This window comes from Catellatospora chokoriensis, assembly GCF_011297315.1.
GTDB classification, from domain to species: Bacteria; Actinomycetota; Actinomycetes; order Mycobacteriales; family Micromonosporaceae; genus Catellatospora; species Catellatospora citrea.
Genome location: NZ_JAAOTI010000030.1, coordinates 14,625 through 27,962, shown reverse-complemented (window position 1 = coordinate 27,962; position 13,338 = coordinate 14,625). Strand labels below are relative to the sequence as shown.

Genomic DNA, 13,338 nt, shown 5'->3' with positions numbered 1-13,338 from the left:
CGCCGGTGCGAGGATCCTGCGATGGCAGTGGCGAGCGGCGTACGCATCGAATGGCCGGACGTGCCGGAGCATGTCAGGGCGGAAGTGGAGACGATCCTGGGCGACCGGGTCGTGCAGACGGTGTCGCAGCAGGGCGGTTTCTCGCCGGGCACCGCCGACCGGGTCCGCACCGCGAACGGCGGCCGGGCCTTCGTCAAGGCCGTCAGCTCCGCGCAGAACGAGCGCTCGGTGCAGCTGCACCGCCAGGAGGCGCGGGTCAGCGCCGCGCTGCCGCCGGGCGTGCCCGCGCCGCGGCTGCTCGGCTGCTTCGACGACGGCGACTGGATCGCCCTGGTACTGCAGGACGTCGAGGGCCGCCACCCGGTGACACCGTGGCACCGGACCGAACTCGACGCCGTGCTCGCCACGCTGGGTGCGCTGGCGGCAGGCACGACCCCGTGCCCGATGCCGGAACTGCCTACGGTGGCCGCCTCGCTCGGCGACGACCTGTCCGGCTGGGAGCGGCTGGCCGCCGACACACCCGACGACCTCGACCCGTGGGCGGTCGCGCGCCTGCCCGAGCTGGTCGCGCTCGGGGCGGCCGGGGTGGCGGCGCTGGCGGGCGACACCGTCGCGCACACCGACATCCGCGCCGACAACCTGCTCGTCGGGCCGGACGGCACGGTGACGGTGGTCGACTGGCCGTGGGCCTGCGTCGGCCCCGCCTGGCTCGACACCGCAATGATCATGGTGAACGTGAACCTGTTCGGTGGCCACGACGTGGACGCCCTGCTGGCCGAATACGCCCACCCGCTCGGCGCGCGCCCCGCGGACCTCACCGCGCTGCTGGCGGGCATGACCGGCTACTTCCTCGACGCCTGCCGCCGCCCCGCCCCGCCCGGCCTGCCCACGGTCCGCGCCTTCCAGCGCGCCCAGGGCGACGCCACCCTCCGCTGGCTCCGCACCCGCCTCTGACCCGCAGAAGGAAGGTGCCCTTCCTCTACTCCGGTGTACGATCCAGCGGCTGTGGATGCCTACGCCCTGTTCGCGATCGCGACCGTCACCGTGGCGACGGTCGCCATCGGCGCGTGGGGGATCCGGCTCGTGCGTGGCACCTCGGACCTGCTCGTCGCGTCGCGGATGGTCAGCCCGACCCAGAACGCCGCCGCCATCGGCGGCGAATACCTGTCCGCCGCGAGCTTCCTCGGCGTCGCCGGACTGATCCTGGCGTACGGCGCGCAGATGCTCTGGTATCCCGTCGGATTCGCCGCCGGTTACCTGGCGCTGCTGCTGTTCGTGGCCGCGCCGCTGCGCCGCTCGGGCGCGTTCACCCTGCCCGACTTCTGCGAGGCCCGCCTCGCCTCCCCCCGGCTGCGCCGGCTGGCCACCGCGTTCGTGCTGTTCATCGGCTGGTTCTACCTGCTGCCGCAGCTGCAGGGCGCGGGCCTGACGTTCCGCATCGTCACCGGCGCGCCGAGCTGGGTCGGCGTCGTGCTGGTCGGCGCGGTGGTCACCGGCAACGTCGCGTTCGGCGGCATGCGCTCGGCCACCTACGTGCAGGCATTCCAGTACTGGCTGAAGCTGACCGCGATCGCGGTGCCCGCGTTCTTCCTGCTCGCCCGCTGGAACGACGACGGCCGCCCCGCCATCCCCGTCGACGACGCCTGGCTGGCCCCCGCCGGCGGCATGGTCGCGACCTACTCGCTGATCCTCGCGACGTTCCTCGGCACCATGGGCCTGCCGCACGTGCTCGCCCGCTTCTACACCAACCCCGACGGCGGCTCCGCCCGGCGCACCACCACCATCGTGCTCGGCCTCGTCGGCCTGTTCTACCTGTTCCCCACGGTGTACGGGGTGCTCGGCCGCGTCTACACCCCCGAACTGGCCAGCGGCCGCAACGACACCGTCGTGCTGCTGCTGCCCGCCGCCGCCCTCGGACCGGGCCTGGCCGCCGACGCGCTCGGCGCGCTCGTCGCCGCGGGTGCCTTCGCCGCCTTCCTGTCCACCTCCAACGGGCTGCTCACCAGCGTCGCCGGGGTGCTCGCCAACGACGTGCTCGGCCGGGGGCGGCTCGCCGTCTGGGGCCCGCTGCCGCTGTTCCGGGTGGCGGCGCTGTTCGCGGGCGCGGTGCCGATGGGCCTGGCCCTGGCCGTACACGGGCTGAACGTGTCGCAGGTGGTGGGGCTCGCGTTCGCGGTGGCCGCGTCGAGTTTCTGCCCGATGCTGGTGCTCGGCATCTGGTGGCGGGGACTGACCGCGGCAGGCGCCGCCGCGGGCATCCTGGCCGGGGGCGGGAGCGCCGTCGTCGCCGTACTCTGGACGATCTTCCTGCCGCCCTCGCCGGGTCTCGCCGCGGACCTGCTGGCCCAGCCCGCCGCGTGGACGGTGCCGCTGGCGTTCGCGGTCATGGTGTCGGTCTCGCTGGCCACCCGGCGGCGCGTGCCCGGGGCGGTCGGCGCGATGCTGCTGCGCCTGCACGCGCCCGAAACGCTGCACACCCCGGAGACGCAGCGCAAATCCGAAACATCGCGGCTGTAGCGTGGCCGATGTGAGTGATCGAGTACGCGTCGACCTCGCCGCACACCGCCGGGTCCGGCCGCGACCCGGGGCGCACGACGAGCTGGTCGACCAGACGGCAATGGGTGACGCGCTGGTGCGTGAACTGATGCGCGTGCAGCTCGGGCTCGCGCTGCGGCTGGCCGCGGTCGTCGCGGTGGCGCTCGGTGGGCTGCCGCTGCTGTTCAGCCTGTGGCCTGCGGGTACGCACGTGTCGGTGGCGGGGATGCCGTTGCCGTGGCTGCTGCTCGGGGTGCTGTCGTTCCCGTTCCTGGCCGGGGCCGGGCTGGTCTACACGCGGCTCGCCGAACGCAACGAGGCCGACTTCGCGGCCCTCGTCGGCCGCCCGGCCGAACGCGGCACGACCCCCTGAGCGCTCTGTGCTCCCGCCGTTGGCCGGACCGCCCGGCGCGGGTCGGAGGCAGCAGGTTTGCTGACTTGCTGCTGACTCACAGCGGGTGCCGAACGCCTCGTCTCGAACGCGCCCACGCGTGGAGGCGGCGGGCCCGGTGGGGGAATGGCGAGATCGAGAGGGCATAGTCGCAACGCGGCGGACCGTCGATGCCGTCGGTGAGGCCTCCCCACATCTCGTAGGCAGCGCCCGCGAAGTCGGCATCACACACTGGCATCAGGTTCCCCATGAGGTCCATGCCCAGGCTGTACGGAGGGTCGTCCCCGCGCGGTATCCGACGCGCAGCGTCCGTCATGATCCGACGGAACCGCGTCTCGGCGTCGTTGTTCTCCGTTTTCACCGGGCGATTATGAGCGACCCCCCGACCTGATCACAGGGAGTTCCGGCGCAAAAGGTCGGGGACCCCTCCTTCACCGGGACTTGCGGCCCGTGGATGGCCCTCTGGACCGCAACCCTGCGACCCCGGCGACGGGCACGGAGCCGGTACGCGCTACGGACTGGCGTCTTCGTCGTCGAGTTCTTCCGCCAGCAACGCGTCCCACTCGGCGCGGCGCGCCGAGTACGCGGCGAACACCTGGCGTAGGCCGTCGCGCTGCTCCTTCACGGCGAGGAACTGGTCGAGCAGATCGAACAGCCGGTCATGGGCCGCTGCCTCAGCTTCGGCAGACAGCTGCCGGGCGGATGGGCGTTCGGTGCCAAGGGTCAGTTCGAGGATCAACGCTGACCACGTCAGCGAACTCTCCGCGTCGAGCTGGACCATGAGCCACTCGTGGAAGCCCTCCAGCAGCAGCCAACCCGTCGCGGCATCACAGCCGGTCACGAACGAGGCGGTCTCGGCGTAGGTCTGCACGCCATACATGCCTGGCCTCAGGCGTACGTGCCCGAACAAGTCACGGAAGTGGCTGATCACGCACGAGATCATGCCGCGCTGCCACGCAGTTGGCCGTGCTGGCCGCCGGCAAGGAGATCACCACCCGGGACCACCCAACCAACCTGCTCTTTCCGGCCGAGACACCCCTCGTTCCGCCCGCCGCCACCGTCAGGCAGTCCGCCGAAGTCACGCACCATCCGACGACGCAGGACGGTATGGTACGCCGACGCGAATCGGCTCCAGCTCCACGGGAATTCACATGTATCGACGCTCTGTATCCACGCTGGCCATGATGCTGGCAGGCGCGGCGCTCGGGCTGACCGGCTGCTCGGCATCTGCCGAGCCGGCCGTACCGTCCTCGTCATCGACCGCCACCGACGCACGTGCCGCTTTCCACGCAGCGACCTCGGCTCTCACTGCTCAGCCCTTCGGCTTCGAAGTGGAACTGCAGGACAAACTCACCCTGAGTGGCCAGTTCGACCCGGTAACCCGCAAAGGATCGGTGTCCGGCCAGATCCCGATCAACGGCAAGCTGGACGACTTCGAGTTCATCACGCTGGGCGACGACGTATGGCTGCGCCTCGGAGGCGCCACGGCCGGCTCGGCATGGATGCATGCGCCAGCCGACAGGCTCACCGAGAGCTCCTTCAACCTCGCCAACCCGGCCAACCCGAACGGCGTCATGTATACGGCTCGGGCGGTCCAGACCCTCTGGCGCGAGGGAACCAACACCTTCGGCGGCGAGGTCGACCTGACGGGCTCCTGGACCGGACCCTCCATCGTCGGCCCCACGGGCACATGGAACACCTCGCGCGGAATGCCCTTCAACGCCCGCTTCGATGCGAGCGGACGATTCGACCAGTTCGCCATCGATCTCAACACCGTGCTTCCCGGAGCCTTCCTGGTGACCAGGTACCGGTACGGCGTGACCGTCCAGACGCAGGCCCCGCCGGCGGCCGAGGTCGTCGAGATGCCGGAGCGACTGCTGCAGCCGACCACCGCCTGAGGTCTCCGCTTCACCTGCGTAGCCGTCTCCGCGACCGACCCGACGGCCGAGGCGAACCGGCCAGCCGACAGCATCGGCAGACATCGGACCGAGGACCGAGGACTGAGGCGTCGTCAGCCGTACCAGTAGCCCACCGCCTCATCGTTGCGGGCGGCTTCGGAATAGAAGCTGCCGAGCGGTTCCAACAAGGACAGCAGCTGGCCGACGGTCCGGCCGGGCTGAGTTTCCGGGCCGGAGCTGTAGGCCCCGGTGAAGTCGGCCTGTTCGTAGCGGCGTCGGAATTCAGGCTCGGTCAGGTCGGACAGAGCGCGGCTGATCTCAACCACACGTTCCGGTGGGATCAGCCTCACGCCCCCGTAGTCCATGTTGTCGTCGTTGGGCAACACGTCCCCGCCGCAGAGCGCCTGGGCCTCCAACGGCGGGTTGTCCATGTCACCGTCAGCGAGGACGCGTTGCAGCTCGTCCCAAGCCTGGCTGATGTCGTCGAGTTGCTCGGTGTGCTCGGCGTAGAGCACCCCGTCGCGGTGGGCACGTTCATAGTCTGCCCGCGCTATCCGGCGCAGGACCAGATGGATGCTCATGCGGGTCCTATCTGCGCTCACCAGCGCGTCAGGCTGCGAGCCCGAACATACTCGACGACGGCGCTCCGGGCGTGCCCGCCGCCGAGGCGTTCGTCGGCGGCGTTGAACGCGACCGTCATCTGCCGTACCGCGTCGATCTCGCCCTGCCCGACCGTGCCGGCGGGACGAGAGCGTGCGGCGTGCGCGCGCCGCGATCTCCGGCTGCTGGAGCGGCAGCACGAGCGCGGCGACCGAATACGCGGCGCCCGAGATCAGCGTGCGGCGGTCCGCGCCCGCCGGCCCGAGTCGCGCGGCGGCTGCGACCGGGGCACCGGGCAGGACCGCCGGGTCGTAGACCGGTTCATCGCCCGAGCGTAACCCGAGATCCGCCGGCGTGAGTGGACACGCGAGCCGTCGCGACAGCGCCTCGGCCAGGTAGCCGGCGGTGCGCGGCTGCGACGGCTGCTACGTTCGGCAGTGGCGAGCCGGCCGACAAGTCCTGGCCAGCCAGCCCTGCCGATGCTGTGTCGTTTCCTGGTCGGCTGCCCGCGTCCGCGTCTGCGAAGCCGCGCTGTAGGGTGCGTGCCCGGCTGGGGGTCGATCACCTCGGCTGAGCATGGCATGCGCGGAAACGTGGACGGTGCCTCTCGGCAGCGTCATCGCGTTGCCTGTCGCGTGGACGGCCGACACGGGCGGTGTCGCGCGGTCGCGGAAGTGCCCGAGCGCCGTCAGTACGAGGCCGGCGGCAGCCCAGTTGACGAGGATCCACAGTGGCTGGGCGGCACCGGCGCCGTCGAAGAACGCGACTGAGCGGAGCAGGCCGGCACCCGCGCCGGGGGGCAGGAAATGGCCGATCGTTCCCCAGGGCGCAGGCAGCAGTTCCGGTGCCGTGGCGAGGCCGGAGATCGGATTGCCGGAGAAGAACACCAGCAGCGCGCCGAGGCCGATCCCGGCTTTGCCGAGCACCGCGCCGAGGCCCGCGACGGTGGCGCTGACGGCGAGCGCGAGCAGGGCGATCGCGCCCGCCGTGGCCGGGTAGGAGCCGGTGAGTACGCCGATGCCGCGCATCGCGCCGGCTGCGATCCCACCCGCGAGTACGGCGAAGACGATCTGCCCGGCTACCCGCAGGCCGTGTGATCTGACGAGGAACAGCAGAGCCACCCCGCAGGCGAGGCTGGTCAGCAGTAACGGCAGGAAGGCAGCGCTCAGCCCTGCGCCGCGCGGGTCGTCGACCGGTGTCGCGACGACATCGGTCACGGTGAGGAGGTCGTCGTTGTCCATCTCCTTGGCGGCCTGGCTGACCAGGGTGGACACGGTCGGGCTGGCGGCCGAGGCGACGTGCAGGCTGACCCCGGTCGGTTCGACGATGAAGGCGGCATAGGCGAAACGACTACGCAGGTCCGCGTCGGCCGCCGTGGCGTCGGGCACGGTGTAGATGTCGAACGCGCCAGGCCGCGCGGTGCGCAACTGGTCGACGACGGCTGCGGTCGCCTGGGTCGAGCCGGCGACGATCACCGGTAGGTCGCGTGGGGCGGCCTTCTGGGTCGGCCAGGCGAACCACATGACGAGCAACGCCTGAAGCAGCACCATGCCGGCGACCAGGACGCTGGCACGAGCCAGTGGCTTCGGCTTGCGGGACATCTCTTCTCCTTACGAGCAGGCGGCCTCCCGGGCACAGCACTGTGATCTTCCGCCCAGCCGGCCAACGCATTCAGCGTCGTCACGAGATACGGTATCATTCAAGACGGTTTCATTCGCTACTAAACGAACCTCTGGGCGGATTGTGAGGAAGGCAACTGATGTGGCGGCCGACCGTGTCATGCGTCGTCGACCGCGTTCCGCCAGGCCGGCAGGGCGAAGATTGTCGAACTCGGGCCTCGGCGGTCGGACCGAAGATCAAGCTGAGGGATGGATGAACCGGGTCAACAGATCCACCAGTTGTTCGAGTTCGCCCGGCTCCAGCGCGGCGACCAGGCGATCGGTCAACGGCTTCGCGGCCACCTGAGCTGCGTCGAGAAGTTCGAGGCCCTGCGGAGTGATCTCCACTGCCCGCACCCGTCGATCACCCGGAACGGACTTTCGCACGGCCAGCCCCATGCGTTCGAGATCATCGACCACCCGCATGATTCCCGCCTTGTCCGACCCCGTCGCGGTGCCCAGGTCCCGCTGCACAGTGGCCCCGCGGTCGACCAGCACGATCAGTACGGACAGGTGGCGCAACTCGATGCCGAGCGGCCGGAGGGCCTCCGTCATCGCCGTGGCCGAGCGCCAGTGCGCCTGGCGCAGCAGCAGGCCGAGCGCGAAAGGCGCGGCACCTGCACCGCGACCGGCCGTAAGTGAAGGGGTGGTGGGGTGGGGGCCGTCGGCGGTCATGGGGGCATACTAGCTGCTGTCATTTCATTCGAAACGGTATCGTTTGAGCCGAGTTCGTCGAACAGCCGGCCGGCGGGCGGGACGCCTTCGACGCGGCCATGGGCGCGATGCTCGACGAGGTGCGCGGCTGGCGGCTGGCCGAGATGCGCAGGCGACGCGGTCTTCATCCTGAAGCTGATCGCCGACTTCGGCGACGAGCAGCTCAAGGTCGCCCAGGCGGGCCACCTGCCCCCGCCTAAACTGCACCGATGCCCCGCGACCTGCGCACCCTCCCGTGTCACTGCCACGTCTGCGATCCGCCCGCGCAGTCGACCGAGCGCCAAGCCCGCATCACCGGCGACGTGAACTCCCACGGCTGGCACGTCGTCGGGGTCCGGGAGCAGGAGCACGTGCCGGGCTGGGGCTACTCGATCGGCCTGTGGCACACCCACCGCAGCCTGGAACTCGCCGTCTTCGGCCTGCGCACGGAAACCTGCATGCAGGTGATCAACGCGGCAGGTGACCTGGTCAAAAACGGTCGCGAGTTCCGCCCGGACGACCTCGTCGACGACGTGATCAACAACTACCGGCTGGCCGTCAGATACATCCACAACAGCTGGTACGGCGACCTGTTCGGCCAGGCGCTGGACTTCTACCAGCAGCCGCCGCTGGCGTTCCTGCAGCTGGTCTGGCCGGACGAGCAGCACCGCTTCCCCTGGGACGACGGCGTCGACGAGCACTGCCGCGACGTCCAGCCGCAGCTGTGGCTGCCGCACGACGAGCACCCGGACGGGCCGTGGCGGAGGCTGCGCGACGAGGGACCGTGGCTGTTCACCGGCGGCTGCCCGGACGACATGGTCTATACGACGAAACGTGTCATGGCCGGTGAGACGACGGTGACGGGCGTCGTGCACGATTCGGACGGCGACTGGCAGTTCCTCGACGGCGGCAGCACCGAGGAGGGCGACGCGGTCCTGGTCCACCTGCGGCACGTGGTCGAGCGCCAGCCGCACGTCGTGGCGCTCGCCGACCTGCCCGAGGGCACCCAGTCCTGGCAGCAGCACGACGGCCGGTGGGTGCGGTTCCCGCACGCGTTCGCCGATGAGTGACCTGGCGGGCGGCACGGTCCGGGTCGACCGGAGTGCGGCGTTCCGGGCCAACGGCGTGTGGAGCCGGGAGGGCACGCTCCCGTTCCCGCTGTCGTTCCACGCCACGTCCGCCGGCGGCGTGCACAGCGTCGACGCGACCGCCGCGAGCATCTCCGAACTGGTGGACCTGCTGGCGGCCCATGCCCGGGGTCAGGCCCTGGTGCTGAACGTGAGCACGAACGACTGGCTGGACGGTGACTACCAGCAGCTGCCGCTCGGGCGGATCGCCGAGGAGCAGGGCGTCGCCGCGGAGGTGCACGACATCCGGTGGGCGGCTACCCGGCACATGTCCGACGATCTGCTGGTGATGCCGTGGTCGCGGATGCCGCGGTTGCTCGGCGGCTGGTATCCGTACGACATCGAGATCCTCGATGTGGCCGGGCCACTGACGTCGGCCGAGGTCGAGGAGCTGGTGCTGACGGTCAACACGCACAATGTCGGGAAGGCGCCGATCCTGCCGGTGCTGGCGAACGCGAGCCTCTGGTTCAGTGGACACGACGACTGCTATTTCAGCCTGGAGACGACGTCGGCCGAACTCCCGCCGCTGCTGCTGGCCAGGCTGCTCGCGGCGCAGGCCGGCGCGGCGCTGATCGAGGCCGCGGACCCGGCGGGGACACGGGAGGACGCCGTCGTCATGGTGCCGCAGCCGCCGGCGGGGCTCGCCGCCGAACTGCTGGGCATCGGCGGCCACTGGGTGGGAACGGTCGCGCAGGTCCAGGCGGGCGAGCAGGTCACGCTCGCGCTCGCGCCCACGAACGCCCGCTGGCGAGTGGCGGACTGGCTGCCCGACGTCATGCCCCATGAGCTGACGTTGGACGTGGTCGCCGGGACGTGGAGCCACCGCCTGTCGTAGCGGTGCGGGTGCTGGGCAAGGCACCGCCGCGTGATGCTATGACCAAACTGGAATGCCGGGCGGAGCAGGGCGTACTGGCTCCGGGAGAGTGAACCGTCGCGATGCGACAGCAGGCCTCTTCTGTCCGCGCGCCGCGACCCATAGCATTCTGGCCATGAGTGCGTTGAAGGTGACCAGGATCGGCGGCCGGCGGCTCGCCGTGGCGCTGGCTGTCGCGGTCGCGGTGGCCACCGGCGTCGCCACCATGTCGGCCTCGGCGGCGGCCCCGCTGACGGTCGCCGCGGCGCTGTCCGCTCAGGACGGACGGTCGGCGACGGTGGCCGGCTACATCGTCGGGCAGCCGACCGCGACGAACACGGTGATCAAGTCGGGATTCACCGGCGACACCGCGATCGCGATCGCCGACGCGGCGGCCGAGTCGAGCACTTCACGCATGCTGTACGTCCAGGTCACCGCGGCTTACCGCAGCGCCTTCGGGTTGCAGAGCAATCCCGGGCTGATGGGGCGGCAGGTGACCGTCACCGGGACGCTGACCGCGTACTTCTCGCACGGCGGGCTGAAGGACCCGACCTCGATGAGCCTCGGTGGCGGCTCGTCGCCGTCGCCCGCGCCGACCGGGTCGACCGGGCCGTACGACCCGACGTACTACGCGAGCGCGCTCGGCAAGACCGGTCCGGCGCTGCGCACCGCGCTGCACAACATCATCAAGGTGCAGACGAAGATCACGTACGCGCAGGTGTGGGAGGGGCTGAAGGCCACCGACCAGGACCCGAACAACTCCGCCAACGTCATCCTGATCTACAGCGGGCGCTCGCAGAGCAAGACGACCAACGGCGGCGGGGTCGACGACTGGAACCGCGAGCACGTCTGGGCGCAGTCGCACGGCGACTTCGGCACCGCGACCGGCCCCGGCACCGACCTGCACCACCTGCGCCCCGAGGACGTGACGGTCAACTCGACCCGTGGCAACAAGGACTTCGACCTGGGCGGCTCGGCGGTCGGCGAGGCTCCGGGCAACTACACCGACACCGACTCGTGGGAGCCGCGCAACGCGGTCAAGGGCGACGTCGCGCGGATGCTGATGTACATGGCCATCCGGTACGAGGGCGAGGACGGCTGGCCCAACCTGGAGCTGAACAACTCCACCAGCAACGGATCGGTGCCCTACATCGGCAAGCTGTCGGTGCTGTTGCAGTGGAACCAGCAGGACCCGCCGGACGCCTTCGAGAAGCGCCGCAACCAGGTCATCTACGACAGCTGGCAGGGCAACCGCAACCCGTTCATCGACCACCCGGAGTGGGCCGCGGCGATCTGGGGCTGACCGGTCAGCTCACCAGCCCGGCGATGAGGTTGATGGCGCCGGCCACGATGACCACGCCGAACAGGTACGCCACCAGCGCGTGCACCAGCACCGTGCGCCGCATCCGCCGGCTGCGCAGCGTCGTGTCCGACACCTGGTAGGTCATGCCGATGGTGAACGCCAGGTAGGCGAAGTCGCGGTAGTCGGGCTGCTCCTGCTGCGGCTCGCCGAACTGGACGGCTCCGCCCGGCGAGCGGAAGTACAGGTGCGCGTAGCGCAGCGTGAACACGGTGTTGACCACGACCCAGGAGACGAGCACGGTCGACCCGGCGACGGCGACGAACAGCCCGCGCAGCGAGCCGCTGTTCAGCCCGGCCAGCCGGAGCGCGACGAAGACGCCGGTCAGGCTGGCCACGCTCGCCGCGAGCAGCAGCAGCGTGGCGGAGCCCCGGCTCTCGTCCTCGCGTACGGCGAGCTTGCGGGTCGTGGTGCCGTTCGCCCTGATGATCATCGGCCAGGTGGCGAGCAGGAACGTCAGCGCCATCACGTTCCAGCCGCCGATGGCGGCCAGTTCCCAGGTGGTCAGCATGGCCAGCCCGGCGGCCGCGAGCGCTCCGAGGCAGGCGACGACGGCCGCGCGGCGCAGCGCGGGGGCGTGCCAGCCCAGCCACCGGTGGTAGAACGTGGGGGACGGGACGTCGGCCATGCACCCAGTGTCCACGGCAGCCCCGTGGACACCAGGTCATTCCGCGGACCACACCGAGTGCTGCGGGTCCTGCTTGGCGGTGTACATCGCCTGGTCGGCGCGGCGCAGGGTGCTCTGGGCGGGCTCGCCGGGCCGGCGCAGCGCCATGCCGACGCTGACCGCGCTGCCGCTGTCCCGGGCCGCGGCGACCAGCCGGTCGGCGACCCGGACGGCCTCCGCGGCGTCGGGCACGTCGAGCACCGCGACGAACTCGTCGCCGCCGACGCGGAACAGCTCGTCTCCGTGGCGCAGGGATTCGCGCATCGCGGCGGACAGTTCCATGAGCACCCGGTCGCCTTCGGCGTGGCCGAGCCGGTCGTTGATCTGCTTGAAGTTGTCGACGTCGATGACGAGCAGGGCGGTGCGGCCGGGCCGGGTCGCGGCGAGGCGTTCGGTGAACGGGCCGAGGTGGCGCAGGCCGGTGAGCGGGTCGGTCTCGGCCAGAGCCTGCATCTGCTGCAGCGTGCCCAGGCGCTCGTAGCATTCGGCGGCGTTGGCCATCAGCAGTTCGAGCACGGTGACGGTGCTCGGGTCGACGCGCACCGCCAGCTCGTCCATGACCAGCATCGCCACGTCGAGCCGGGGCTCGGGGGCCGAGGCTCGCACGGGGAAGGCGAGCAGGGTGCGCACTCCGGCCTGCACGAGCGGTTCGAAGCCGCGGACGTCCTCGCCGGCCGGGTCGCCCAGCGTGTGCGAGGCGCCGTGCCGGCATACGGCGTCCACCAGCTCGGCCAGGGTCTGCGGCGGGAGGTCGGCGACGCGCGCGGGCAGGTCGTGCGCGCCGGCGGCGGTGTGGGCGGCGGTCTGCCGGAGCGGATAGCGCGGCTGGCCCACCGGGACGACCCGCCGGGTGAGGACGGTCGCGCTGCCCAGGCCGGTGAGCTCGACGGCGGCCCGGCAGGCCATCTCGGCCAGCTGCGCGCCGCTGTGCGCGGTGGCGAAGCCGAGCGTGTGGCGCAGCAGCAGCTCGGCCCGTGTCTCGGCGGGCAGGCCGCCGAGTTCGTCGATGCGCCGCCGGAGCCGCCGGCCGACTTCGGCGAGCTCGTCGGCCCAGCGGGCGGGTTCGGCGACGACGTGGTCGAACTCGATGTTGAGCACGCCGATGGGCAGGTCGGCGGCTTCGCTGAGCGGGGCGCAGACCACGGAGCCGACGGGGCGTCCGGTGTGCAGGCCCGCGTACGCGATGGAGGCGTCGTCGATGGTGGTGGGCCGGCCGGTGGCCAGCACGTGCCCGACCACGCCGTAGTGGCTCGGCACCGCGGTGGGGGCCTGCCACGCGCCGCTGAACGCGACGACCGACAGCTGACCGGGGCTGAGCAGCAGCACGTCGACCGCGGCGCCGAGGTGGCCGTGCAGCACCGACACCGCGGCGTTGCAGGCGCGCACCACCGAATCGCAGCCGGCGGCGACCTCGGCCACGTCGGCGATGACGTCTTCACTGAGGTGGCGCACCATCACATCCCGCCGTACCAGGTACATCCCGACCCCGCGGACCGCTTTCCAGCCTAATGCCGCAAGAAAGATCGCCGTCTCGTATCGGAGAACGAGGTCAGTCC

13 protein-coding genes are annotated in these 13,338 nt (G+C 71.0%); 7 read left to right on the top strand and 6 right to left on the bottom strand.

Annotation, left to right across the window (positions count from 1 at the left end):
* Positions 1 to 21: 21 nt before the first annotated feature.
* The 3 genes from HAV39_RS33865 to HAV39_RS33855 are packed head-to-tail and all read left to right on the top strand — an operon-like array spanning position 22 to position 2,908.
* Complete coding sequence (locus HAV39_RS33865; RefSeq protein ID WP_191843258.1) at positions 22 to 954, top strand: phosphotransferase; 933 nt, start codon at positions 22 to 24, stop codon at positions 952 to 954.
* 51 nt (positions 955 to 1,005) lie between these two features.
* A complete protein-coding gene (locus HAV39_RS33860) occupies positions 1,006 to 2,517 on the top strand; it encodes a sodium/solute symporter (protein WP_191843257.1) in 1,512 nt (503 codons plus the stop codon).
* A 10-nt stretch (positions 2,518 to 2,527) separates the two neighbouring features.
* Positions 2,528 to 2,908: a hypothetical protein gene (locus tag HAV39_RS33855; RefSeq protein WP_120321961.1), complete on the top strand. Its 381-nt coding sequence runs from the start codon at positions 2,528 to 2,530 to the stop codon at positions 2,906 to 2,908.
* Positions 2,909 to 3,437: 529 nt separating this feature from the next.
* On the opposite strand, the gene HAV39_RS33850 is transcribed toward HAV39_RS33855, so the two are convergent.
* The gene (locus HAV39_RS33850) at positions 3,438 to 3,857 is read right to left on the bottom strand and encodes a hypothetical protein (protein ID WP_191843256.1); all 420 of its coding nucleotides are present in this window, start codon (positions 3,855 to 3,857) and stop codon (positions 3,438 to 3,440) included.
* A gap of 250 nt (positions 3,858 to 4,107) precedes the next feature.
* Between HAV39_RS33850 and HAV39_RS33845 the strand changes: the two genes are divergently transcribed.
* Complete coding sequence (locus HAV39_RS33845) at positions 4,108 to 4,824, top strand: hypothetical protein (protein WP_191843255.1); 717 nt, start codon at positions 4,108 to 4,110, stop codon at positions 4,822 to 4,824.
* A 113-nt stretch (positions 4,825 to 4,937) separates the two neighbouring features.
* On the opposite strand, the gene HAV39_RS33840 is transcribed toward HAV39_RS33845, so the two are convergent.
* The 3 genes from HAV39_RS33840 to HAV39_RS33830 form a co-directional block, all read right to left on the bottom strand.
* On the bottom strand, positions 4,938 to 5,405 hold the full coding sequence (locus HAV39_RS33840) for a DUF1877 family protein (protein ID WP_191843254.1): 468 nt from the start codon (positions 5,403 to 5,405) through the stop codon (positions 4,938 to 4,940).
* Between the two features lie 444 nt (positions 5,406 to 5,849).
* On the bottom strand, positions 5,850 to 7,025 hold the full coding sequence (locus HAV39_RS33835; RefSeq protein ID WP_191843253.1) for a hypothetical protein: 1,176 nt from the start codon (positions 7,023 to 7,025) through the stop codon (positions 5,850 to 5,852).
* A gap of 255 nt (positions 7,026 to 7,280) precedes the next feature.
* Positions 7,281 to 7,757 carry a MarR family winged helix-turn-helix transcriptional regulator gene (locus tag HAV39_RS33830; protein WP_191843252.1) on the bottom strand — a complete coding sequence of 159 codons (477 nt, stop codon included), beginning with the start codon at positions 7,755 to 7,757 and terminating at the stop codon, positions 7,281 to 7,283.
* A 248-nt stretch (positions 7,758 to 8,005) separates the two neighbouring features.
* Between HAV39_RS33830 and HAV39_RS33825 the strand changes: the two genes are divergently transcribed.
* The 3 genes from HAV39_RS33825 (at position 8,006) to HAV39_RS33815 (ending at position 11,058) form a co-directional block, all read left to right on the top strand.
* Entirely contained in the window at positions 8,006 to 8,845 is an 840-nt protein-coding gene (locus tag HAV39_RS33825) for a DUF4262 domain-containing protein (RefSeq protein ID WP_191843251.1), read from the top strand.
* Positions 8,838 to 9,737: a hypothetical protein gene (locus HAV39_RS33820; RefSeq protein ID WP_191843250.1), complete on the top strand. Its 900-nt coding sequence runs from the start codon at positions 8,838 to 8,840 to the stop codon at positions 9,735 to 9,737. Before HAV39_RS33825 ends, HAV39_RS33820 begins: the two co-directional genes overlap by 8 nt.
* Positions 9,738 to 9,891: 154 nt before the next feature.
* Complete coding sequence (locus HAV39_RS33815; protein WP_191843249.1) at positions 9,892 to 11,058, top strand: endonuclease; 1,167 nt, start codon at positions 9,892 to 9,894, stop codon at positions 11,056 to 11,058.
* 4 nt (positions 11,059 to 11,062) lie between these two features.
* Here HAV39_RS33815 and HAV39_RS33810 read toward each other — a convergent pair whose 3' ends face one another.
* Positions 11,063 to 11,743, bottom strand: coding sequence for a DUF1345 domain-containing protein (locus tag HAV39_RS33810; RefSeq protein WP_191843248.1), 681 nt, complete (start codon positions 11,741 to 11,743; stop codon positions 11,063 to 11,065).
* Positions 11,744 to 11,779: 36 nt separating this feature from the next.
* Entirely contained in the window at positions 11,780 to 13,261 is a 1,482-nt protein-coding gene (locus HAV39_RS33805; RefSeq protein WP_191843247.1) for a GGDEF domain-containing protein, read from the bottom strand.
* Positions 13,262 to 13,338: the final 77 nt, after the last annotated feature.

What these genes read in the sequence shown, in the direction of transcription:
- HAV39_RS33820 (WP_191843250.1), top strand. Translation starts at nt 8,838, where the DNA reads ATGAGTGACCTGGCGGGCGGCACGGTCCGGGTCGACCGGAGTGCGGCG.
- HAV39_RS33815 (WP_191843249.1), top strand. Translation starts at nt 9,892, where the DNA reads ATGAGTGCGTTGAAGGTGACCAGGATCGGCGGCCGGCGGCTCGCCGTG.
- HAV39_RS33835 (WP_191843253.1), bottom strand. Translation starts at nt 7,025, where the DNA reads ATGTCCCGCAAGCCGAAGCCACTGGCTCGTGCCAGCGTCCTGGTCGCC.
- HAV39_RS33825 (WP_191843251.1), top strand. Translation starts at nt 8,006, where the DNA reads ATGCCCCGCGACCTGCGCACCCTCCCGTGTCACTGCCACGTCTGCGAT.
- HAV39_RS33830 (WP_191843252.1), bottom strand. Translation starts at nt 7,757, where the DNA reads ATGACCGCCGACGGCCCCCACCCCACCACCCCTTCACTTACGGCCGGT.
- HAV39_RS33810 (WP_191843248.1), bottom strand. Translation starts at nt 11,743, where the DNA reads ATGGCCGACGTCCCGTCCCCCACGTTCTACCACCGGTGGCTGGGCTGG.
- HAV39_RS33865 (WP_191843258.1), top strand. Translation starts at nt 22, where the DNA reads ATGGCAGTGGCGAGCGGCGTACGCATCGAATGGCCGGACGTGCCGGAG.
- HAV39_RS33805 (WP_191843247.1), bottom strand. Translation starts at nt 13,261, where the DNA reads ATGTACCTGGTACGGCGGGATGTGATGGTGCGCCACCTCAGTGAAGAC.
- HAV39_RS33840 (WP_191843254.1), bottom strand. Translation starts at nt 5,405, where the DNA reads ATGAGCATCCATCTGGTCCTGCGCCGGATAGCGCGGGCAGACTATGAA.
- HAV39_RS33845 (WP_191843255.1), top strand. Translation starts at nt 4,108, where the DNA reads ATGATGCTGGCAGGCGCGGCGCTCGGGCTGACCGGCTGCTCGGCATCT.